Origin of the sequence: Nocardioides segetis (genome assembly GCF_051390595.1) — a bacterium.
GTDB lineage: Bacteria > Actinomycetota > Actinomycetes > Propionibacteriales > Nocardioidaceae > Nocardioides.
Genome location: NZ_JBNINR010000003.1, coordinates 391,763 through 412,378 on the forward strand (window position 1 = coordinate 391,763; position 20,616 = coordinate 412,378).

The window sequence follows — 20,616 nt, forward strand, 5'->3', positions numbered from 1 at the left end:
GGGGAAGGGGTGCGCGACAGTTTCACCGGCCGGCCGGTGAAACTCATGCTGGGACGAGGAAGCTTCCTCGTCCCAGCATGAGTTTCCTCGTCCCAGCTCGCGTTATGTCACCCCACCGAGCCGGTCGACGGCACGGGGATGACCTCGCCGGGCGCCCACTCGGGGCATCGGGTGCCCGAGTAGATCGTCGGCATGCACCGGTTGCAGTGGCTGCAGATGCCGCGACTCGCCGCGCCCGTCCGCAGCCGGTCGACCAGGTCGGGCTCGCGCAGCAGCGCGCGGCCCATCACGACGAAGTCGAAGCCGTCGGCCATCGCCTGGCGCATGGTGGCCAGCTCGTTGACGCCGCCGAGGAGCATCAGTGGCAGGCCGACCGCGGCGCGGATCTGCAGCGCCTTCTCGCGGAAGTACGCCTCCTCGAAGTCGTAGCGCTTGAGGAAGCCCCGGCCCATCGGGGTCCGCATCCCCCAGCGCACCAGCGGCGGCATGGTCGCGGCGAACTCCGCGACGGGCGCGCCTCCGCGGAAGAGGTACATCGGGTTCATCAGGGACGAGCCGCCCGACAGCTGCAGCGCGTCCAGATGGCCGTCGGCCTCCAGCAGCTGGGCGAGCTCGATGCTCGTCGCGGTCGTCACGCCTCCGGCGAAGCCGTCGGAGACCGACACCTTGGCGGTCACCGCGACGGCGTCCCCCACCTCCTCGCGTACGACGCGCGCGACCTGGCGCGCGAGCCGGGCTCGCCGCTCCAGCGGACCGCCCCAGCGGTCGCGCCGGCGATTGAGGCCGGGAGCGAGGAAGGACGAGATCAGGTACGAGTGCGCCATGTGCAGCTCGAGCACGTCGAAGCCGGCCCGGACCAGCGTGCGCGCCGCGTCGACGTACGCACGGGTCACGCGGGTCAGGTCGCGCTCGGAGGCGGAGCGGACCATCTGCATCGACAGCGGGCTCGGCATCGGGCTCGCTGCGATGGCGGGCACGCCGTTGGAGCGGCCGTTGGCGACCGGACCCGCATGCCCGACCTGGCCGGCGATCGCGGCACCGGTCGCGTGGATCTCGTCGGCCAGTCGAGCCAGACCGGGCAGCGTCCGCTCCCCCACGACGATCTGCTCGCGGTGGGTGCGGCCGTCGGGCGCGACGGCGAGATAGGCGACCGTGGTGAGGCCGACGCCGCCGGCCGCGGGCGCCCGGTGATAGGCGATCAGCTCGTCGGTGACCACGCCGTCCGGCGTACGTCCCTCGAAGGTCGCGGCCTTGACCGTCCGGTTGCGCAGGCGCACGGGGCCGAGGTCGGCCGGAGCGAAGACGTCAGGAGCGGGCACGCCCGCACTGTAGCCCCCAACCTAGAACACGTTCTCGTCGTATCGTTCCGTCATGGCCAAGACGCTGTGGCGGGACCGCAACGACGCCCTCGACCCGGAGACGGACTACGTCGAGATCTACCAGAACCTCGCGCTCTACGAGTTCACCTGGGATCTCACCCAGGCGCTGAGCTTCGCCCTGTTCCGGACCTACGCCGTCCCCAGCATCGGCCGCCTCCTCGACGAGACCGGCGCGTTCACCGGCGCGGTGCAGAAGCGGTACGACGACACGGCGCTGCTCCTCGAGGCGCCGTTCGTGCACGGCTTCGACTCCGAGGCGGGCAGGACCGCGATGCGGCGGATCAACCAGATGCACCGCATGTACGACATCGCGGACGACGACTTCCGCTACGTCCTGTCGACCTTCGTCGTCGTCCCCAAGCGCTGGCTCGACGACTACGGCTGGCGGACGCTCACCGACGGCGAGCTGCGCGCGAGCGTGAACTACTACCGCGCGCTCGGCCGGCACATGGGCATCAAGGACATCCCCGAGACCTACGACGCGTTCATGCACCTGATGGACGACTACGAGCGCGCGCACTTCGACTTCGACGCCGGCGGCCGGCGGGTCGCGGACTCGACCCTGCGGCTGCTCACCACGTTCTACCCGCGGCCGCTGCGCCGGCCGGTCGAGCTGTTCAGTCGCGGCCTCATGGACGCGCCCCTCCTCGACGCCTTCGCGTACGCCGACCCGGGCCCGGTCGTCCGCCGGCTCAGTGTCGGAGCGATGCGGCTGCGTGCCCGGCTGCTGCGGCACACCCCGTCGAACAGGAAGCCGACCTTCACCGCCGACCTGCCGCGGATCAAGAGCTACCCGAACGGCTATCGGATCGGCGAGCTCGGCACCTTCCCCGTGCCCGGCGTGGCGGGCTGCCCGGTGCGCCACGGCACCTCCGCCGTCGCAGGCTGATCCGCTCGTCGTACCGGACGATCCGGTCGCGATCTCGGCGAGTTCACGACCGCGGTGTCCGGTACGACGACCACATCAGGCCCCGAACCGAGGGGACCGCTTCTCGACGAACGCGGCCACGCCCTCCCGACCGTCCGCACTGTCGGCGAGCTGGCGGATCGACAGGGTCTCCCTGCGCAGCGCGGACTCCGGCGCGGGGGCGGCGACGTCACGCAGCAGGCGCTTGGCGGCGGCGTTGGCGGTGGCCGCTCCCGCGGCGAGACCGGCAACCAGCTGGTCCACCGTGGCGGCCAGCTCGTCGGCGGGTACGACGCGCGCGACCAGGCCGGCGTCGTACGCCTCCTGGGCGCTCAGCGGGTCCCCGAGCAGCGCCAGGCGCAGGGCACGGTGGAGGCCGAGCGTGTGGACCAGGAGCGAGCTGCCGCCGTCGGGAGAAAGCCCGACCTTGGTGTAGGCCAGGCTGAACTTCGCGCTCTCGGCCGCGACCACCACGTCGGCCGCGGCCGCGAGCGGGAAGCCGGCGCCGGCGGCGGTGCCCTGGACCGCGCTGACGACGATGGCATCGGAGCGGACCAGCTCGCTGACGACCCGGTGCAGCGCCTCGGCGAGGTCGTCGATGAAGCCCGCCACGTCGTCGGATCCCGCGAACGCCCCGAGGTCGCCGCCGACGGAGAAGAAGCGGCCCTCCGCGGCGAGGACGACGACCCGGGCGCCGTCGCGGTGGGCGGAGCGGACGGCGTCGTGGAGCTGGCCCACGGAGGCGGGATGGATCGGGTTGCCGCGATCGCCGTCGGCCAGGGTGATCCGGGCGACGCCGTCGGCGTACTCGTAGCGCACGAAGGTGTCGGTCATGCGCCCACTATGGCGTAGGCCGGAGGGGGCGGGCGCGGGGGTCCGGGGATTCCCGCACCCCGCTCAGCACCCTCAGGAGGCGCAGTCGCCCGTGCCCACCTCCGCGTCGGCGCTCGTGCCGTTGCGTGCGCTGGCCTGCACCTGCTGGGCGGTGAGCGCGTAGCCCGTCTCGGGATCGGTGACCGACGCGGCGAAGACCACCCCCGCGACCCTGCCCTGGGGCGTGACGATCGGGCCGCCGGAGTTGCCGGGCCGGACCAGGCCGCGCAGTGAGTAGACCTCGCGGACGACCGTGCCGGCGCCGTAGATGTCGGGCGAGCGGAGGTTCTGCATCGCGCGCACCCGGCCGGTCTGGACGTCGAACGGACCGTCCTGGGGGTAGCCGACGATCGCGACGGGGTCCTCGGCGCCCACGCCCGTGTCGAACTTCAGCACCGGCGCGTCGTCGGTCTCCACCGCCAGCACGGCGACGTCGAGGTCGCGGTCGTAGAGCACGACCCGGGCCAGCTCGGTGCCACCGCCGATGCTGACCTCGGGGTCCTCGACGCCCGCGACAACATGGGCGTTGGTCATCACGCGGTCCTCGGCGAAGACGAAGCCGGTGCCCTCGACACCGCGACCGCAGCGGTTCGCGCCACGGATCTTCACCACGCTGGACCGGGTCGCCTCGACCCGGTCCGACCCCGGCAGGTCGGACGGTCCGGGAGCGACCTCGACGATCCGCTCCGGCGCGAACGGCTCGAGGTAGCGGGGGAAGAAGCCGGTGCCCACGACGTTGTTGAAGGCCTGCAGGGCGTTCGGCGCGGACTCCGGCAGCACCTCGTTGACCTTCGACAGCACGGCCGAGCTGCGGACCATCGAGGTCACCGAGCCGATCCGGGTGCCGGAGATCGCGACGCCCAGCGCCCACGCGACCAGCAGGACGGCGAGACCGCTCAGCAGCGCGCCGCCGACGGCGTCCAACGCCCGCGCGGGCTGCCAGGTGATCCGCTCGCGGACCCGCGCGCCGGCGTACTGCAGCACGGCCTGGCCGAGCGAGGCGCACAGGATGACGATGAACAGCGCGCCCAGCGAGACCGCCAGGGACGGGTCGAGGCCACCGAGGACCAGCGGCGCCAGCAGGATGCCGCCCAGGCCGCCGGACAGCAGGCCGATCGTCGCGAAGGCGCCGGTGATGAAGCCCTGCCAGTAGCCGGACAGGGCGTACGCCGCGACGAGGACGACGAGCAGCCAGTCGAGGACGTTCACGCGGTCCTCACTCGTTGGGCTCCAAGATGTCCATGCCGTCCCCCGCGTCCTCGTCGGCAGCCGCCGCGGCAGCCGTCCGGCGGACGTGCTCGGCAAGCATGTAGTCGGGGAGATCATGCACCGGCGGGTCCGCCACCGGGGGGAGCCACCCGAGGAAGTCGAAGAAGCGGGTGAGGATCCCGCCCGTGAAGCCCCACAGGATGACGTCCTTGTCGGGACCGATGAGGAAGCCCGGCCCCATCCACCCGCCGGGATGGCGCACCTGGATCCGGTGCTCGGGCGCGAACAGCTCCTCGAGCGTCACCCGGTGGATCGCGTGCACCTCCTGCGGGGAGGCGACCCGGATCGGCGCCGGGTCGCGCCACCACCCGAGGACGGGGGTCACTGCGAAGTTGGACGGCGGCAGCCACAGCTCGGGCAGACTGCCGAACACCTCGACCCCGGCGGGGTCGACGCCGATCTCCTCCTCGGCCTCGCGCAGCGCCGCCTCGACCACGCTCTCCCCCGGGTCGATGCTGCCGCCGGGGAACGAGACCTGGCCCGGGTGGGAGCGCATGTCGTGGGCGCGCTCGGTGAGCAGCACGTCGCGGTCGCCGAAGAGCATGAGGACCGCGCCGCGGCGTACCGGCGCGTCCTCGGGCGGCAGGAAGGCCGTCAGGTGGCTGCCGCTGATCCGCCGGGCGCCCCGGGCGACGGGAAGCAGCCAGTCGGGCAGGTCGGCGGGCAGGTCGGCGGGCAGGTCGGCTGAGTGGTCGGCTGAGTGGTCGGTCACGACGCGGCCCTCGCGGTGAGGTCGAGGTCGAGGTACGTCGCGACCATGTCGACGATCTCGTCCGGCGAGGTGACGCCGCCGGTGTGCGGTCGCGAGACGGTGCCGTCGGCGGCGACGAACAGGAAGAACGGCAGGCCGATGCCGAGATCGGCATCCGTCTCCTGGAGGTCGCCGCAGCCGTCGGCGAGCGAGGGGTAGGTGACGCCGCTCTGCCGGGCCAGGTCGATGGCGGCCCCGGGATAGGTGTCGAGCCAGTTGACGCCCAGGACCGTGATCCGGTCGCCGTAGGCCTCGTGGAACTCCTGCAGCGCGGGCATCTCCTTGCGGCACGGCCCGCAGTTGGACGCCCAGAAGTTCAGCACGGCCGGGCCGCGCACCTCGGAGAGCGACGCGCCCGTCGCACCGCCGAGGCAGTCGAGCTCGAGGTCCGGCAGCTGGGCGGCCGCGCCGTCGGCCACGGACCAGGTCGCCGGGTCGCAGTCGGCGATGCCGGCCGCCTCCCGGTCCTCGATCAGCTCCGGGGTGGTGGCGTCGACCTTGCACGCGAAGGCCGGCGCGACGCTGTCGCACCCCGTCAGCAGGACGCCCGCCGCCATCAGGGCGACTGCGACGGCGGGGAGACGCATCAGTTGGGTCCCTCGGTGCGGACCAGCTTCTCCGCCTCGACCGGGTCCGTCGGTCCGGTGCCGTAGGACGGGCACCACCGCGCGACCGGGCACGCGCCGCAGGCGGGCTTCTTGGCGTGGCAGCGCCGGCGGCCGTGCCAGATCAGGTGATGGGACAGCATCGTCCAGTCCCGCTTGGGGAAGAGCGCCCCGACGGCATGCTCGACCTTCACCGGGTCGGTCTCCTCGGTCCACCCGAGACGTCGTGCCAGCCGGCCGAAGTGGGTGTCGACCGTGATCCCGGGGAGGTCGAAGGCGTTGCCGAGGACGACGTTGGCGGTCTTGCGCCCGACGCCGGGCAGCGTCACGAGGTCCTCGAGCCGCGCCGGCACCTCGCCGTCGTAGCGCTCCACGAGGGCCGCGCTCAGCTTGAGCAGCGACTCCGTCTTGGCCCGGAAGAACCCCAGCGGGCCGACGATCTGCTCGAGGTGGGCCCGGTCGGCGGCGGCCATCGACCGCGGGTCGGGGTAGGCGGCGAAGAGCGTCGGGCGCACCGCGTTGACCCGCTTGTCGGTCGTCTGCGCGGACAGCACGGTGACGACCAGGCACTCGAAGGGGTTGTCGAAGTCGAGCTCGGCCTTCGCGTCGGGGTAGGTCTCGGCGAGCACGCGGTCGATCTTGCGGGCCCTCCGGACGAGCTGGGTCGACGTCTCCTCGGTGGTGTCGATCGGCCGCACGGAGGCCACCCTACGGTGTGCGTCCGACAGCCCCGCCGGGCGCGTCCGAGGGGGACATGCCGGACGCGGCACTAGGTGTGACATCGCGCACTGGCTAGGATGCCGCCGACCGGGTTTTACGCAACTTTGGAGGAAGCGTGGACAACGACGTACTCCGTCAGGCGCCACTGTTCAGTGCCCTCGACGACGAGGCGATGGCAGGGCTGCGCACGTCGCTGGCCACCACCCGGCTCCGCCGCGGTGAGGTGCTGTTCCACGAGGGGGACAGCGGCGACAAGCTGTACGTCGTCCTCGAGGGCAAGGTGAAGCTGGGCCGCACCTCGTCCGACGGCCGCGAGAACCTGCTGGCGATCATGGGTCCCGGGCAGATGTTCGGCGAGCTCTCGCTCTTCGACCCGGGTCCGCGCTCGGCCACCGTCACCTGCGTGACCGACGCCGAGTTCGCCTCGCTGTCGCACGAGGACCTGCTGCGCTGGCTCGAGGGCCGACCGACGGTCGCCCGCGGGCTGCTCGCCCAGCTGGCCGCGCGGCTGCGCAAGGCCAACGACGTCGTCGCCGACCTGGTCTTCTCCGACGTGCCGGGCCGCGTCGCCAAGGCGCTGCTCGATCTCGCCGACCGCTTCGGTCGCACGGCCGACGACGGCGTCCACGTGCACCACGACCTCACCCAGGAGGAGCTCGCCCAGCTGGTCGGCGCCTCCCGCGAGACCGTCAACAAGGCGCTCGCCGACTTCGCCTCGCGCGGCTGGCTGCGCCTGGAGCCGCGCTCCGTCGTCATCCTCGACATGGAGCGGATGTCGCGCCGCGCGCGCTGACGCCCGACCCACCGACGCCTCTCCGCGCCCGGCGCGGAGGGGCGTCGTCGTTCAACGCCGGGCCAGGTACGCCAGCTGAGAGCGGACGGACTGCTCCGCGGCGCCCCACAGCGACTCGTCGACGTCGGCGTACACGACTTCGACCACCTTCCGGGGCAGCGTCGCGTGCTCCGCGACGTCCGCCGGCAGGTCCGTCGGGGACAGGCCCAGGCGGGGCAGCGCGGCCTCGACCTGGGCGAGCCGGTCGCGCCGGTGGACCACGTAGTGGTCGAGGACGGCGGCGGCGTCCGCCAGGACGGGGCCGTGGGCCGGCCACAGCGACGCGACACGGCCTTCCGTCACGAGGGACCGCATCCGGGCGATGGAGTCGAAGTAGGCGCCCAGGTCGCCGTCGGGATGGGTGATCACGGTCGTGCCGCGACCGAGCACCATGTCGCCGGTGAGCAGCGCGCCGTCGGCCTCGACCAGCAGCGAGATCGAGTCGGTGGTGTGACCGGGGGTCGTGAGGACCTCGACGTCGAGGCCGCCGACGGAGAGCACCTCGCCGTCGACGATCGGGTCGGAGCGCCAGCACTGCGCCGGGTCCAGGCCCCGCACCCCGCAGCCCATCCGCTCGGCGAAGGAGCGGGCGGCCTCGGTGTGGTCGAGGTGATGATGGGTGACCACGACCGCGTCCACCCGGCCCGCGACCTCGGCGACGGCGTCCAGGTGCGCGTCGTGCAGCGGCCCCGGATCCACGACGATGGACCGGTCGGAGCCGGGCTCGCGCAGGATCCAGGTGTTCGTGCCGTCCAGCGTCATCAGGCCGGGATTGGGCGCGAGCACGCAGCGCCCGCGGTCGCCGTACGCCCCGCCGTGCCAGGCCTCCATCACGCCCTCCGGGCGGCGACGAGCGGCCGCAGCCGATCGGGCATCGACAGGGTGAAGCCGTCGCCCAGCGGCTCGACCTCGGGAGTGAACATCACGACGGTGCGGTCCCTGCTCGCCGCGACCACCTCGGCGGGGGTGGCGTGGGTGCCGACCTCCAGGCAGGTGAGGTACGTCGGCGGGAGCATCGCCAGCTCGCCGGCATCGGCCGCGTCGGCGGCGGCCGCGGCACCGACCCAGACGACCTCGGACGACTCGCTGGACACGTCGCGGGTGACCTGGCCCTCGGGCAGCTGCGCGACGAAGAACCAGGTCCGGTAGCGCTTCGGCTCGAACACCGGGGTCAGCCAGCCGCTCCAGATGCCCAGGAGGTCGGTGCGGAGCACCAATCCGCGGCGGTCGAGGAAGTCGGTCATCGCCAGCTCGCGGGACTCCAGAGCCACCCGGTCGGCCTCCCAGTCGTCGCCGGTGGTGTCGGCCACGACGCTGTCGGCGGAGGTGCCGGCGAGCAGCACCCCCGACTCCTCGAAGGTCTCCCGGACCGCGGCGCACACGAGCGCCCGCGCGACGTCCTCGGCCGTGCCGAGCCGGGCGGCCCACTCCGCCGGGGAGGGACCGGCCCACGCCACGGTGTGGTCGTAGTCGCGCGGGTCGACGCCGCCGCCGGGGAACACGCACATCCCGCCGGCGAAGGCCATCGAGACCTGACGCCGGAGCAGGTAGACCTCGGGCGCGCCGTCTGTGCCGGGCCTCAGGACGACCACCGTCGCCGCGTCGCGCGGCGCGGCGGGCTCACGCCGGCCGTCGGCGTACTCCACCGCGAGGTCGGCGAGCTTCGCCGGGAGCTGGACGGGCGGCAGTGGGACAACCCCCCTCCCCGACCTGAACGTGTCTCCGGCGGCGCCGCCTCCCGCCACGCCGTCGGCGCTCACGCGCCGCTGCCGATCTCGGCGATCACCTCGACCTCGACCGGCGCGTCCAATGGGAGCACGGGCACCCCGACGGCGGAGCGCGCGTGCACGCCCGCGTCGCCGAACACCTCGGCGAAGAGCTCCGACGCTCCGTTGGCGACGCCGGGCTGGCCGGTGAAGTCGGGGGTGGAGGCGACGAACGCGACGACCTTCACGATGCGCACCCGGCTCAGGTCACCCGCGATGGCGCGGATCGCGGCGATCGCGTTGAGCGCGCACTGACGCGCGCAGGCATAGGCGTCCTCGGCGCTCACCGTGGCACCGACCTTGCCGGTGGCCATCAGCGCGCCATCGCGCATGGGCAGCTGGCCGGAGGTGTACACCCGCTCACCGCTGCGGATCGCAGGGATGTAGGCCGCCACCGGCGGGACGACCTCGGGCACGGTCAGCCCGAGCTCCGCCAGCCTCTCCTCGGGAGTCGCCACGCCTCAGTCCTCGACCGGACGCTTGAAGTAGGCGATGTCGTTGCCGCCCTGGCCGGGCACGAGGACGACGAGCTCCCAGCCGTCCTGGCCGAAGTTGTTGAGGATCTGCGCCGCGACGTGGTTGAGGACGGGCGCCACCTGGTACTCCCACTTGGTCATGCTCCGCACCCTACTCAGCGCTGATCGGCGCGAGCACGTCGCTCGTCCCTCGCGCCGCGCTGCCGCGCGCGCCGTCGGCCTGGGCAAGTGGTCGGGTCCACGTGGCGGCCACACCGCCGGCTCCCGTTGGCTCGGCGGCCACTCGGCCGGTTCCGCCGACCCGGCCGATCAGCCGTAGCGGTTCACGACCCAGAGCATCTCGCGGTAGCGGTCGTCCTCCTCCGGCGGCGGGGGCTCGACGTCCTGGGCGGTCCGCAGGGTCTGCGGGTCGATCGGCGGCGGCAGGTGCTTGTAGCGCTCCAGTCGCGACTGCTCGGCCATGGCGGCTCCTTCCGACCCGACCATGGTACGTCGCGGATCCACCCGTGGTCTGACGTTCCGGGGACGCCCGGCGTCTACGGTTGCCCGGTGGCCGGACCTGCCCTGGGAGCGCATCGACAGCCGTGGCGGCTCGGGCCGCGCGGCGAACGGTGGTTCGACGTCGCGCTGACCGTGGTGCTCCTGCTGCCGACGCTGCCGTACCAGTTCTTCGTCGACTTCGTCGACGGCCTGCTGATGATCGCCCAGATCACGCCCCTGCTGTTCCGCCGACGGCATCCGGTCGCGGTGTTCGCCGCGGTCGCGGCCGCCACCGCGGTCCAGCCGCTGGTCAACGACAACCCGCTGTGGAGCCAGTTCGCCTTCCCGATCGCGGTCTACTCCGTCGCCCGCTACGCCGGCCCGCGCTGGGCGGCGGCGGCGCTCGGCACCGGCCTGCTGGGCGCCGCGGTCGCCGCCGTCGACTGGTTGCACGGCTTCGGCGCCGACCTGCTGACCGTGGAGAACGTCACCGCGTACTTCGTCACCATCGCGTTGTTCGTGGTCGTCGCCTGGACGCTCGGCACCCTCGGCCGCACCCGTCAGGCGTACGTCGACGCGCTGGTCGAGCGCGGCGCGCGGCTCGAGCGCGAGGCGGCCCAGCAGGCGGCGCTCGCGGCGATCGACGAGCGGCACCGGATCGCGCGCGAGATGCACGACGTCGTGGCCCACGGGCTGACCACCATCGTCGTCCAGGCCGACGGCGCCCGCGCGGCCGCGGAGCACGACCCGAGCGTGACCGGTCCGGCGCTCACCACCATCGCCTCGACGGGGCGGGAGGCGATCGCGGAGCTGCGCCGGATGCTCGGACTGCTGCGCGCCGAGGAGGCGCCGACCGCTCCCCAGCCCCGTCTCGCCGACCTCACGGCACTCCTCGGCGAGGCACGGGCCGCCGGGACGCCGGTCGTGGCCCGGTTGCCCGAGCCGCTCCCCGCGGTCTCGGACGGCGTCGCCCTGACGACGTACCGGATCGCGCAGGAGGCGCTCACCAACGTCCGCAAGCACGCGGGTCCCGGCGCCACCGCCGCGGTCGCGCTGCGGGTCGAGACCGGCATGGTCGTCGTCGAGGTCTCCGACGACGGGCGGGGCGCCGCGGCACCCGACGACGGCCGCGGCCTGGGCCTCGCCGGCATGCGGGAGCGGGTGGCCGCCCACGGAGGAACGCTGACGACCGGCCCTGCGCCGGGCGGCGGCTTCACCGTGTGCGCGAGGATCCCCCTGTGAGCGAGCCGACGCCGACCGGGCCGACGGAGCCGATCCGGGTCTTCCTCGTCGACGACCAGGACCTGGTCCGGGCCGGGTTCCGGATGCTCATCGACAGCCAACCGGACCTGTGCGTGGTCGGCGAGGCGGGCGACGGCGGCGAGGCGCTGGAGCGGCTCGCGGTCACCCGCTGCGACGTCGTCCTGATGGACGTGCGGATGCCGCGGCTCGACGGCGTCGAGGCGACCCGCCGGCTGGCGGAGCGGCCCGAGCCGCCGCAGGTGATCGTGCTGACCACCTTCGACCTCGACGAGTACGCCTTCGCCGCGATCCGCGCCGGTGCCGCGGCGTTCCTGCTCAAGGACGCCACCCCCGAGACCCTGCTCGACGCGATCCGGACCGTCCACGGCGGCGAGTCGGTGGTCGCCCCCAGCACGACCCGACGGCTGCTGGAGCATTTCGCGGGCGTCCTCCCCGACCCCGCGTCGCCGGGCCCGGACCCCCGGCTCGACGGCCTCACCGACCGCGAGCGCGAGACCCTGGTCCTCGTCGGCCGTGGCCTGTCGAACGCCGAGATCGCCGCCGAGTTCGTGGTCTCCGAGGCGACGGTGAAGACCCACATCGGCCGACTGCTGGCCAAGACCGGCTCCCGCGACCGCGTCCAGCTGGTCGTGCTGGCGTACGAGACGGGCCTCGTCCGCCCCTGACCCGGCGTCGTACCGGACACATCGGTTCCGAGATCCACCGATGCGCGACCGTCTCGTCCGGTACGACGACCACACCGGCCCGAGGATCCACCCGTCGTCGGACGCCGGATCAACCCGTGGCCTGACGATCGGGCGGCCGATCCCGGCGAGGCTCGTCACCATGACCTCCCTGACGTCCCCCCAACCTCCCGCACCGACCACCGCCCTCGCCGCGAGCGCCCGCGGCCTCACGAAGTCCTTCGGCCGCGGCGACACCCTGGTCCACGCCCTGCGCGGCGTCGACCTCGACCTGCCCGCCGGCCGGTTCACCGCGATCATGGGACCGTCGGGCTCCGGCAAGTCGACCCTCATGCACTGCCTGGCAGGGCTGGACCAGCCGACGGCCGGCACGGTGACGGTCGCCGGCCAGTCGCTGGAGGGGATGGACGACGACACCCTGACGCGGTTCCGCCGCGACCATGTCGGCTTCGTCTTCCAGGCGTTCAACCTGCTGCCGATGCTGAGCGCCGAGCAGAACATCTGGCTGCCCACCGAGCTGGCCGGGCAGGCGGGCCGGGACCACGACCTGCGCCAGCGCTTCGACGCGATCGTGGAGACCCTCGGCCTCTCCGCGCGGCTCGCCCACCGGCCATCGGAGCTGTCGGGCGGCCAGCAGCAGCGGGTCGCGATCGCCCGTGCCCTGCTGTCCGCGCCGGCGATCGTGTTCGCCGACGAGCCGACCGGCAACCTGGACAGCTCCAGCTCCGCCGAGGTCCTCTCGCTGTTGCGGCAGTCGGTGCGGGAGCTGGGCCAGACCGTGGTCATGGTCACCCACGAGACCGAGGCGGCGACGTACGCCGACGACGTGATCGTCCTGGCCGACGGCCGGATCACCGAGCGGCGTGGGAACGCGCTCTGATGCGCACCGTCATCCTCGCCTCGCTGCGCACCCACACCCGCCGGTACGGCGCCGCCCTGCTCGCCGTCGTGGTCGGGACCGCCTTCATCGTGGTCACCGCGGCCCTGTCCTCGGCGGTCCGCGACGGCCTGACCGCCGGCATCGGCGAGCCCTACGCCGGCGCGGACGCCGTCCTCGACCGCCCGTCCTCGAGCGAGGCCGCCCACCTGCTCGCGGCCGCGCCGGGCGACGGCGCCGACGCGTGGCTGGTCGGCTGGACCATGCAGCAGGTCAGCCGGGACGGGAAGGTGATCGACTCCAGCACCGACATCGGACAGGTGCCCGACCGTCCCGACCACCGCTGGCAGGAGCTGGTCAGCGGCCGCTTCCCCGGTGAACCCGGCGAGGCGCTCGTCGACACCAACGCCGCCAAGGCCCGGCAGCTCGCGGTGGGCGACCGGTTGCGGATCGGCACGGGCGGCAGCGCGCTCGAGGTCACGGTCGTCGGCCTCGCCGACTCGCCGTCCAACCACGCGGTCTCGTCGGTCTACCTGCTGTGGTCCGACCTCGCCCGGTGGGAGGACAGCCTCTACGTCGGCAGCGTCGCGTGGAGCGGCGGCGGCTTCGACGCGGCCCGGTCGGCGATCCGGGCGACGGTCCCGGACGCGGAGCCGACGACCGTCGCGGCCTTCCTCCAGGAGCTGCAGCGGGAGGTCAACAACGGCGTCGACATCATCCAGATCGTCGTGCTGCTCTTCGGAGCGATCGCCCTCGTCGTCGCCGTCCTGGTCATCAACAACACCTTCACGATCCTGTTCGCCCAGCGCTCTGGGGACTTCGCGCTGCTGCGCTGCGTCGGGGCGACGCGGCGCCAGGTCCTGCGCTCGGTGCGCCTGGAGTCGGTCGCCCTGGGCGTCCTCGCCGCCGGGATCGGCGTGCTGGGCGGTCTCGGGGCCGGCCACGGCCTGGTGGCCGTGGTCCGCGCGCAGTGGCCGGGAGCCCGGCTGGGGCACGCCAATGTCGCGCCGGTGTGGCTGGCGGGCGCCGCGGCGGTGGCGATCGGCGTGACGCTCGTGGCGGCGTGGCTGCCGACGCGGCGCGCGGTCCAGGTCAGCCCCCTCGCGGCGCTGCGCCCCGACGACAGCACGCAGGTGCGCACCCGGAGCGGCCGGATCCGGATCGGGCTCGGCGTCCTCCTGCTCGCGGCCGGCGTCGCCGGCCTCGCCGCGGCCGTCGCGACCGCCAACGTCGGTGCGCTGGCTGTCGGCGGCGCGGCGGTGTTCCTGGGCGTGCTGCTGTTCGGGCCGATCCTGGTGCCGGCGCTGATCCGCGCCGGCACGCCGCTCACCCGGCGGCTGCTCGGACCGGCCGGCCGGCTCGCCGCGGGCAACGCCGTGCGCAACCCCCGCCGGACCGCCGCGACCGCCGCCTCCCTGCTCATCGGCGTCACGCTCACGACCGCCGTCCTCACCGGCATGGCGAGCTCCCGCTCCGCCGTGTCGGCCGACATGGACGAGCAGTACCCGATCGACCTCGCGGTGACCGCCGCGAGCCCGCTGCCCGCCGATGCCGTGGAGCGGCTGGCGGCGGTGGACGGCGTGGCCGCCGCCGTACCGGTGCCGGGCGCGCTCGCCACGATCGGCGACCTCGCCCCCCTCCCGCTGCTGCCGACGACGGCCGACGACGACGCGACGGTGCTGCACGGCGACCTGCCCAGGCCGGGACCGCGTCAGGTGATCGTGCCCTGGGACCTGATCGGCGACGGTGTCGAGGTCGGCGACGTCGTCCGGGTCACGGTCGGCGACACGACCCGGGAGCTGCGCGTGGCCGGAGGCGAGGGCTGGGGCGAGGCCGCCCTGGTCCGACGTACGACGCTCGACGAGCTCGCGCCCGACGCCGCCACGCACGCGGTCTGGCTGCGCGCGGCCGAGGGCACGGACCCCGAGGACCTGGCCGGGTCGATGGAGGCCATCGCCGCCCCGGTCGACGCTGGCGTCGAGAACGGTCTGGCCAGGCGGTCCTACGTCGACCTGCAGCTGGACGTGCTCACCGGCGGCGTCGTGGGCCTGCTCGCTATCGCGATCGTGATCGCCCTGGTGGGGATCGGCAACACCCTGGGGCTCTCGGTGCTCGAGCGCGGCCGTGAGCACGCGCTGCTCCGCGCCCTCGGGCTGACCCGCCGCCAGGTCCGGCGGATGCTGGCCACGGAGGCGGTGCTGCTCTCGGTGGTCGCCACCCTCCTCGGCACCGCGCTCGGCGTCGCGTTCGCCTGGACCGCGATCCGGGCGCTCGTCGAGCCGGCTGTGGACGGGGCGGGCCTGGTCCTGCCGTGGGGCCAGCTGGGCCTGGTCGTGTCGATCGCCGCCCTGGCCGGGCTGGTGGCCGCGATCGTCCCGTCCCGGCGGGCTTCACGGATCGCGCCGGCGGCCGGGCTCTCGCTGGACTGACCGCCTCACCCGACGGAGCCACTAGGCTCCGTCGGGTGAGTGATTGGCCGAAGGTGCGTCTCCACGTCGTCACCGGCAAGGGCGGGACCGGCAAGTCCACGGTCGCCTCCGCCCTCGCCCTGGCGCTCGCCACCCGGGGCCGGAACGTCCTGCTGTGCGAGGTCGAGGGTCGCCAGGGCATCGCCCGGATGTTCGACGTCGACCCTCTCCCCTACCAGGAGCGCCGGCTGACCACCGGACTCCCCGAGCCCGACGGTGGCCGCGGCGTGGTGCACGCCCTGCACATCGACGCGGAGTCGGCGCTGTTGGAGTACCTCGCCATGTACTACCGGCTGGGCCGTGCGGGCAAGGCCCTCGACCGGTTCGGCGTGATCGAGTTCGCCACCACGATCGCGCCCGGCGTCCGCGACGTGCTGCTGACCGGCAAGGTCTACGAGGCGGTCCAGCGCAACAGCCGCAACAAGCTCGCCATCGAGTACGACGCCGTGGTGCTCGACGCACCGCCGACCGGTCGGATCACCCAGTTCCTCAACGTCAGCAACGAGCTCGCCGGACTCGCGAAGGTCGGACCGATCAAGTCGCAGTCCGACACGATGATGACCCTCTTCCGCTCCCCGCGCACGGCGGTCCACCTGGTCACCGTGCTCGAGGAGATGCCGGTCCAGGAGACCGTGGACGGCATCGCCGAGCTCCGCGGCGCCCGGCTTCCGGTGGGCGGCGTCATCGTCAACCAGGTCCGGCCCCGCGACCTCGACGCCGACGACCTCGCCGCCGCCCGGACCGGCACGCTCGACCGCGCGGGGATCGAGGCCGACCTGGCCCAGGGGGGCATCGCGGTGAGCCCCCGCCTGGTCGACGGCCTCCTGACCGAAGCCGCCGATCACGCCGAGCGGCGGGCGCTGGAGGACTCCCAACGCGCCCTGGTGGCCGACCTGGACGTGCCGTCGTACGAGCTGCCGCGCCTGGCGGGCGGCATCGACCTCGGCGGCCTCTACGAGCTCGCCGGACTCCTCCGAGAGCAGGGGATGGCCTGATGGCACGCAGCTCGACCCAGCACCCGTCTCGCGTCGGCCCGGCGACCGCTCCCGGCCGGCGCGCCGGGACGCTCGACATCGACGCACTGCTCGACGACCCCGGCACGGGCATCGTCGTGTGCTGTGGCTCCGGCGGCGTCGGCAAGACCACCACCAGCGCCGCACTCGCCCTGCGCGCCGCCGAGCGCGGGCGCAAGGTCGTCGTGCTGACCATCGACCCGGCCCGCCGGCTCGCGCAGTCGATGGGCATCGAGGAGCTCGACAACACCCCGCGCCCCGTCCTCGGCGTCGAGGGCGAGGGTCGCCTCGACGCCATGATGCTCGACATGAAGCGCACCTTCGACGAGGTGGTGCTCTCCCAGGCCAGCCCGGAGAAGGCCAAGCAGATCCTGGCCAACCCGTTCTACATCGCGCTGTCGAGCTCGTTCGCGGGCACGCAGGAGTACATGGCGATGGAGAAGCTCGGTCAGATCCACCGCGACGCGCAGAAGGCAGGGACCTACGACCTGATCGTGGTCGACACCCCGCCGTCGCGCTCGGCGCTGGACTTCCTCGACGCGCCCGAACGGCTCTCGAGCTTCCTCGACGGCCGGTTCGTGCGGCTGCTGCTGATGCCCGCGAAGGGACCGGCGAAGCTGATGACGGCCGGGATCGGCCTGATCACCAACGCGCTGACCAAGATCCTCGGCGCACAGTTCCTCAAGGACCTGCAGACCTTCGTCACCGCCCTGGACACCGTCTTCGGCGGCTTCCGGCAGCGCGCGCAGCAGACCTACTCCCTGCTCAAGACCGACGGGACGGCGTTCCTCGTGGTCGCGGCTCCCGAGGCCGACGCGCTGCGTGAGGCGGAGTACTTCGTCGAGCGGCTCAGCGAGGACGACATGCCGCTGGCCGGTCTCGTCGTCAACCGGGCGAGCCCGGACCCGGGGGGCGAGCTGTCCGCGGACGAGGCGATGGCGGCGGCCGAGCGGCTGCGCCGCACCGACGCCGTCTCGGCGACGGCGCCCCTGACCGCGGGCCTGCTCCGGCTGCACGCCGACCGGGTGCGGATGGTCGAGCGTGAGCGCACCCTGCGGGACCGGTTCGCGACGGCACACCCGCAGGTGGCGGCGGCCGTCGTACCGGCGCTGGCCGGGGACGTGCACGACCTCGAGGGCCTGCGGACCGTGGGCAGGCTACTCGCCGCGGCGGCGGACGGGCCGCCCGCTGCGGATGAGCGCAACTGACTCCGCGCGACGCCGGCGGATGCCGGGTCACGCCGACGGGACCGGACCGGCCCCGGACGGAGTCAGACCGTGACGTCCTGACCGTCGCGTGCCGACTCCAAGACGTTGCGCCAGGAGGCGTTCGGACGGCGCCGCAGGAGCGCTCGACGCTCCCGCTCGGTCATCCCGCCCCAGACACCCCACTCGATCTGGTTGTCCAGCGCCTCGGCCAGGCACTCGGTGCGCACCGGGCAACCCGTGCAGACCTGCTTGGCCTTGTTCTGCTCGGCGCCACGGACGAAGAGCTGGTCCGGCTGCTGTTCCCGACAGGCGGCGCGCGGCGCCCAATCCTCAACCCACATAGTTGTCCCCTGGTGCTTCCCACAACCGAGGAGCCAACGCCCCCACAGCGCTCGGTCTCCTCGACCGGTCCAAGGTAAAGGACGACGCACCGCACGGATATCGCTCATCGGGCCCAACCTGTCTAGTCACATCGGACTAGACCGATCGAGACCTGACCGGCTCGCCTCCCGGACCGGAGCCCGTCGAGCGGCCCTCCGTCGACTCCTTTCCGTGCCACCCCCTCACGTACCCTGACCGCATGCCCCGCACCCGGTTCGACGGCCTGCCGCCGCGGAAGGTCGCCTCTCATCTCGGCGTGATGCTGATCGTCGCGGCTGTGCTCGGCGTCGTCGTCTCGGGCCTGGCCATCCCGTTCGCGGGCGTCCTCGGCTTCTCCGCGCGCAACGTCTCGGAGTCCGTCGACGACCTCCCCCAGGAGCTCGAGACCGAGCAGCTGCCGCAGCGCACCGAGGTCAAGGACGCCGAGGGCAAGACCATCGCGACGCTCTACGACCAGAACCGGGTCAACGTCCCCCTCCGCCAGATCTCCCGCACGATGGTCGAGGCCATCGTCGCGATCGAGGACTACCGCTTCTACCAGCACGGCGCGCTCGACCTCAAGGGCACGATGCGCGCACTGTTCACCAACCAGGCGGCGGGCGGCGTCACCCAGGGCGGCTCCTCGATCACCCAGCAGCTGGTCAAGCTGACCCTCCTCAACCAGGCCGAGACCGACGAGGAGCGCAAGGCCGCCACCGACGACACCTACGGCCGCAAGCTGCGGGAGCTCCGCTACGCGATCGCGCTCGAGAAGCGGCACAGCAAGGACTGGATCCTCGAGCGCTACCTCAACACGGCGTACTTCGGCGACGGGGCCTACGGCGTGCAGGCGGCCGCACAGCACTTCTTCAGCGTCAACGCCAAGGACCTCAACCTGCGCCAGTCCGCGCTCCTCGCGGGCCTGGTGCAGAGCCCCGAGGCCTACAACCCGACGCGCAACAAGGCCCAGGCGACCGTGCGGCGCAACGTCGTGCTCGACCGGATGGCGCAGCTGAGCGTGGTCTCCAAGGCCGACGCCGACCAGGCCAAGGACCGCAAGCTCGGGCTGCGGGTCCAGGAGCAGCCCAACGGCTGCGTCAACTCCGAGGCCCAGTTCTTCTGCGACTACGTCGTGCGCTGGCTGATGACCGATCCGGCCCTGGGCGCCAACCCGGAGGAGCGGCGCCGCATGATCTTCAACGGCGGTCTGACGATCAAGACCACCGTCGACCTGCGCTACCAGAAGGCGGCGAACGACTCGGTCAGCTCCCAGGTCTACAAGGACGACCTCGCCATCGGCGGCCTGGCCCTGGTCGAGCCCGGCACCGGGAACGTCAAGGGCCTCGCCCAGTCGCGCCCGATGGGCAAGAAGAAGGGCGAGACCTTCCTCAACTACACCGTGCCCACCAAGTACGGCGACGCGGCCGGCTTCCAGCCCGGCTCGACCTTCAAGGCCTTCGTGCTCGCCGCGGCGATCAACCAGGACATCCCGCTCACCCAGCGGTTCCCGGCGCCGAACCCGGGCCGGTTCCCCCTCAACGAGTTCGAGACCTGCGACGGTCCCTACCAGAGCACCGAGGTCTGGGAGCCCAAGAACTCCACGAGCTCCTCGTCCGCCCCCGATCTCTACGAGGGCACCCGGAACTCCGTCAACACCTTCTTCGTCAACCTCGAGCTGGCCACCGGACTCTGCGAGCCGTGGAAGCTGGCCCGGGAGATGGGCATCACCGAGCTCACCGAGGCCAACATGATCCCGTCGTTCACCCTCGGCGTCGCCGACGTCAGCCCGCTGGAGATGGCCGAGGCCTACGCCACCTTCGCGGCCGAGGGGCTGCACTGCGACGCGCGACCGGTCACCGAGATCGCCGACGCGCAGGGCAACGTGCTCAAGAAGTACGAGAAGAACTGCACCCAGGTGCTCGCGAGCCCGGTCGCCAACGCCGTCAACGACGTCCTCCGTGGCGTCATCGAGGGCGGGTTCGCGAGTGCCCAGGCCCCGGGCCAGCCCGCGGCCGGCAAGACCGGTACCACCAACGGCAACAACTCCGTGTGGTTCGTCGGCTACACGCCCAACCTCGCCGGCGCCGCGATGGTCGCGGGCGTCAACGGGCAGGGACACCCCGAGTCCCTCGACGGCAAGTCCGTCGGCGGGCGCACCTTGTACGCATCGTCCGGCTCGACGACAGCCGGCCCGATCTGGGGCGACGCCTTCAAGGCGATCGCTCCGCTGCTCGACGACATCGACTTCACCCGGCCGTCCTCGACCGACATCCGGGGTCTGCTCACCACCGTGCCTGCCGTCTCCGGCAAGTCGTACGACGACGCGAAGGCGATGCTCGAGGGCCTCGGCTTCACGGTGGTCAACGGAGGCTCGGTCGACTCTGCGGTCGGCCAGGGGCTGGTCGCCTGGTCCGCTCCCGGCACCGGCGCCCGGCTGGCCGCCGGCGACACCGTCACGCTCTACCTCTCCGACGGCAGCCCGAAGGTGAAGAAGGGCAAGAAGAACAAGGGCAACAACGGCAACGGGAACGGCAACGGGAACGGCAACGGCAACGGCAACGGGAACGGGAACGGCCAGGGCTGAGCCCTACCCCCTCGGTCGGTGACATGCCGCGCTGGCGAGGCAGAGTCGACGCGCGGCGACCGCGGTCCGAGCGCAGCGAGTGACCGTGCGCGCCTCTCGACA

General features: G+C 72.9%; 21 protein-coding genes. 9 read left to right on the forward strand and 12 right to left on the reverse strand.

All coding sequences use genetic code 11. The features are described from left to right. Positions 1–107: 107 nt before the first annotated feature. Positions 108–1,319 (reverse strand): oxidoreductase, encoded by a 1,212-nt coding sequence (locus ACPZVR_RS08095; RefSeq protein WP_436699062.1) that lies wholly within the window; start codon positions 1,317–1,319, stop codon positions 108–110. 52 nt (positions 1,320–1,371) lie between these two features. Between ACPZVR_RS08095 and ACPZVR_RS08100 the strand changes: the two genes are divergently transcribed. Then, positions 1,372–2,268 (forward strand): oxygenase MpaB family protein, encoded by an 897-nt coding sequence (locus ACPZVR_RS08100; RefSeq protein WP_436699063.1) that lies wholly within the window; start codon positions 1,372–1,374, stop codon positions 2,266–2,268. 75 nt (positions 2,269–2,343) lie between these two features. On the opposite strand, the gene ACPZVR_RS08105 is transcribed toward ACPZVR_RS08100, so the two are convergent. The 5 genes from ACPZVR_RS08105 to nth all read right to left on the reverse strand — a co-directional run bounded on the left by ACPZVR_RS08105 (position 2,344) and on the right by nth (position 6,482). Further along, positions 2,344–3,120 carry an enoyl-CoA hydratase/isomerase family protein gene (locus tag ACPZVR_RS08105; RefSeq protein WP_436699064.1) on the reverse strand — a complete coding sequence of 259 codons (777 nt, stop codon included), beginning with the start codon at positions 3,118–3,120 and terminating at the stop codon, positions 2,344–2,346. Positions 3,121–3,192: 72 nt separating this feature from the next. Further along, a complete protein-coding gene (locus ACPZVR_RS08110; RefSeq protein ID WP_436699065.1) occupies positions 3,193–4,368 on the reverse strand; it encodes a MarP family serine protease in 1,176 nt (391 codons plus the stop codon). A gap of 7 nt (positions 4,369–4,375) precedes the next feature. Further along, a complete protein-coding gene (locus ACPZVR_RS08115) occupies positions 4,376–5,140 on the reverse strand; it encodes an NUDIX hydrolase (RefSeq protein WP_436699066.1) in 765 nt (254 codons plus the stop codon). Beyond that, positions 5,137–5,766, reverse strand: a complete 630-nt coding sequence (locus tag ACPZVR_RS08120) for a TlpA family protein disulfide reductase (protein WP_436699067.1) — start codon at positions 5,764–5,766, stop codon at positions 5,137–5,139. The genes ACPZVR_RS08115 and ACPZVR_RS08120 overlap by 4 nt, the downstream gene beginning before the upstream one ends. After that, on the reverse strand, positions 5,766–6,482 hold the full coding sequence (gene nth, locus ACPZVR_RS08125; RefSeq protein ID WP_436699068.1) for an endonuclease III: 717 nt from the start codon (positions 6,480–6,482) through the stop codon (positions 5,766–5,768). Before nth ends, ACPZVR_RS08120 begins: the two co-directional genes overlap by 1 nt. Before the next feature lie 137 nt (positions 6,483–6,619). On the opposite strand from nth, the gene ACPZVR_RS08130 reads away from it, so the two are divergent. Beyond that, entirely contained in the window at positions 6,620–7,297 is a 678-nt protein-coding gene (locus ACPZVR_RS08130; RefSeq protein WP_141800618.1) for a Crp/Fnr family transcriptional regulator, read from the forward strand. Between the two features lie 51 nt (positions 7,298–7,348). Here ACPZVR_RS08130 and ACPZVR_RS08135 read toward each other — a convergent pair whose 3' ends face one another. From ACPZVR_RS08135 to ACPZVR_RS08155, 5 genes are all read right to left on the reverse strand, one after another. After that, on the reverse strand, positions 7,349–8,167 hold the full coding sequence (locus ACPZVR_RS08135) for an MBL fold metallo-hydrolase (RefSeq protein ID WP_436699069.1): 819 nt from the start codon (positions 8,165–8,167) through the stop codon (positions 7,349–7,351). After that, positions 8,167–9,096 (reverse strand): NUDIX hydrolase, encoded by a 930-nt coding sequence (locus ACPZVR_RS08140; protein ID WP_436699070.1) that lies wholly within the window; start codon positions 9,094–9,096, stop codon positions 8,167–8,169. Before ACPZVR_RS08140 ends, ACPZVR_RS08135 begins: the two co-directional genes overlap by 1 nt. Further along, positions 9,093–9,560 carry a RidA family protein gene (locus ACPZVR_RS08145; RefSeq protein WP_436699071.1) on the reverse strand — a complete coding sequence of 156 codons (468 nt, stop codon included), beginning with the start codon at positions 9,558–9,560 and terminating at the stop codon, positions 9,093–9,095. Before ACPZVR_RS08145 ends, ACPZVR_RS08140 begins: the two co-directional genes overlap by 4 nt. A 3-nt stretch (positions 9,561–9,563) precedes the next feature. Further along, the gene (gene sp36, locus ACPZVR_RS08150) at positions 9,564–9,719 is read right to left on the reverse strand and encodes a Sp36 family protein (protein WP_436699072.1); all 156 of its coding nucleotides are present in this window, start codon (positions 9,717–9,719) and stop codon (positions 9,564–9,566) included. Between the two features lie 168 nt (positions 9,720–9,887). Then, complete coding sequence (locus ACPZVR_RS08155) at positions 9,888–10,040, reverse strand: hypothetical protein (RefSeq protein ID WP_436699073.1); 153 nt, start codon at positions 10,038–10,040, stop codon at positions 9,888–9,890. Between the two features lie 87 nt (positions 10,041–10,127). On the opposite strand from ACPZVR_RS08155, the gene ACPZVR_RS08160 reads away from it, so the two are divergent. The 6 genes from ACPZVR_RS08160 (at position 10,128) to bagB (ending at position 17,570) form a co-directional block, all read left to right on the forward strand. Next, complete coding sequence (locus tag ACPZVR_RS08160) at positions 10,128–11,300, forward strand: sensor histidine kinase (RefSeq protein ID WP_436699074.1); 1,173 nt, start codon at positions 10,128–10,130, stop codon at positions 11,298–11,300. Continuing rightward, entirely contained in the window at positions 11,297–11,986 is a 690-nt protein-coding gene (locus ACPZVR_RS08165; RefSeq protein ID WP_436699075.1) for a response regulator, read from the forward strand. The genes ACPZVR_RS08160 and ACPZVR_RS08165 overlap by 4 nt, the downstream gene beginning before the upstream one ends. 160 nt (positions 11,987–12,146) lie before the next feature. Next, positions 12,147–12,884, forward strand: a complete 738-nt coding sequence (locus ACPZVR_RS08170; RefSeq protein ID WP_436699076.1) for an ABC transporter ATP-binding protein — start codon at positions 12,147–12,149, stop codon at positions 12,882–12,884. Further along, positions 12,884–15,310 carry an ABC transporter permease gene (locus tag ACPZVR_RS08175; protein WP_436699077.1) on the forward strand — a complete coding sequence of 809 codons (2,427 nt, stop codon included), beginning with the start codon at positions 12,884–12,886 and terminating at the stop codon, positions 15,308–15,310. The genes ACPZVR_RS08170 and ACPZVR_RS08175 overlap by 1 nt, the downstream gene beginning before the upstream one ends. A gap of 35 nt (positions 15,311–15,345) precedes the next feature. Further along, positions 15,346–16,344: an ATPase BagA gene (bagA, locus tag ACPZVR_RS08180; RefSeq protein ID WP_436699078.1), complete on the forward strand. Its 999-nt coding sequence runs from the start codon at positions 15,346–15,348 to the stop codon at positions 16,342–16,344. After that, entirely contained in the window at positions 16,344–17,570 is a 1,227-nt protein-coding gene (gene bagB, locus ACPZVR_RS08185) for an ArsA family ATPase (RefSeq protein ID WP_436699079.1), read from the forward strand. The genes bagA and bagB overlap by 1 nt, the downstream gene beginning before the upstream one ends. 62 nt (positions 17,571–17,632) lie before the next feature. Here the strand turns inward: bagB and ACPZVR_RS08190 are convergent, their stop codons facing one another. Further along, positions 17,633–17,911, reverse strand: a complete 279-nt coding sequence (locus tag ACPZVR_RS08190; RefSeq protein ID WP_436699080.1) for a WhiB family transcriptional regulator — start codon at positions 17,909–17,911, stop codon at positions 17,633–17,635. Between the two features lie 239 nt (positions 17,912–18,150). Here ACPZVR_RS08190 and ACPZVR_RS08195 point away from each other — a divergent pair, with 239 nt between their 5' ends. Continuing rightward, entirely contained in the window at positions 18,151–20,514 is a 2,364-nt protein-coding gene (locus ACPZVR_RS08195; protein WP_436699081.1) for a transglycosylase domain-containing protein, read from the forward strand. The last annotated feature ends 102 nt before the right edge of the window (positions 20,515–20,616 follow it).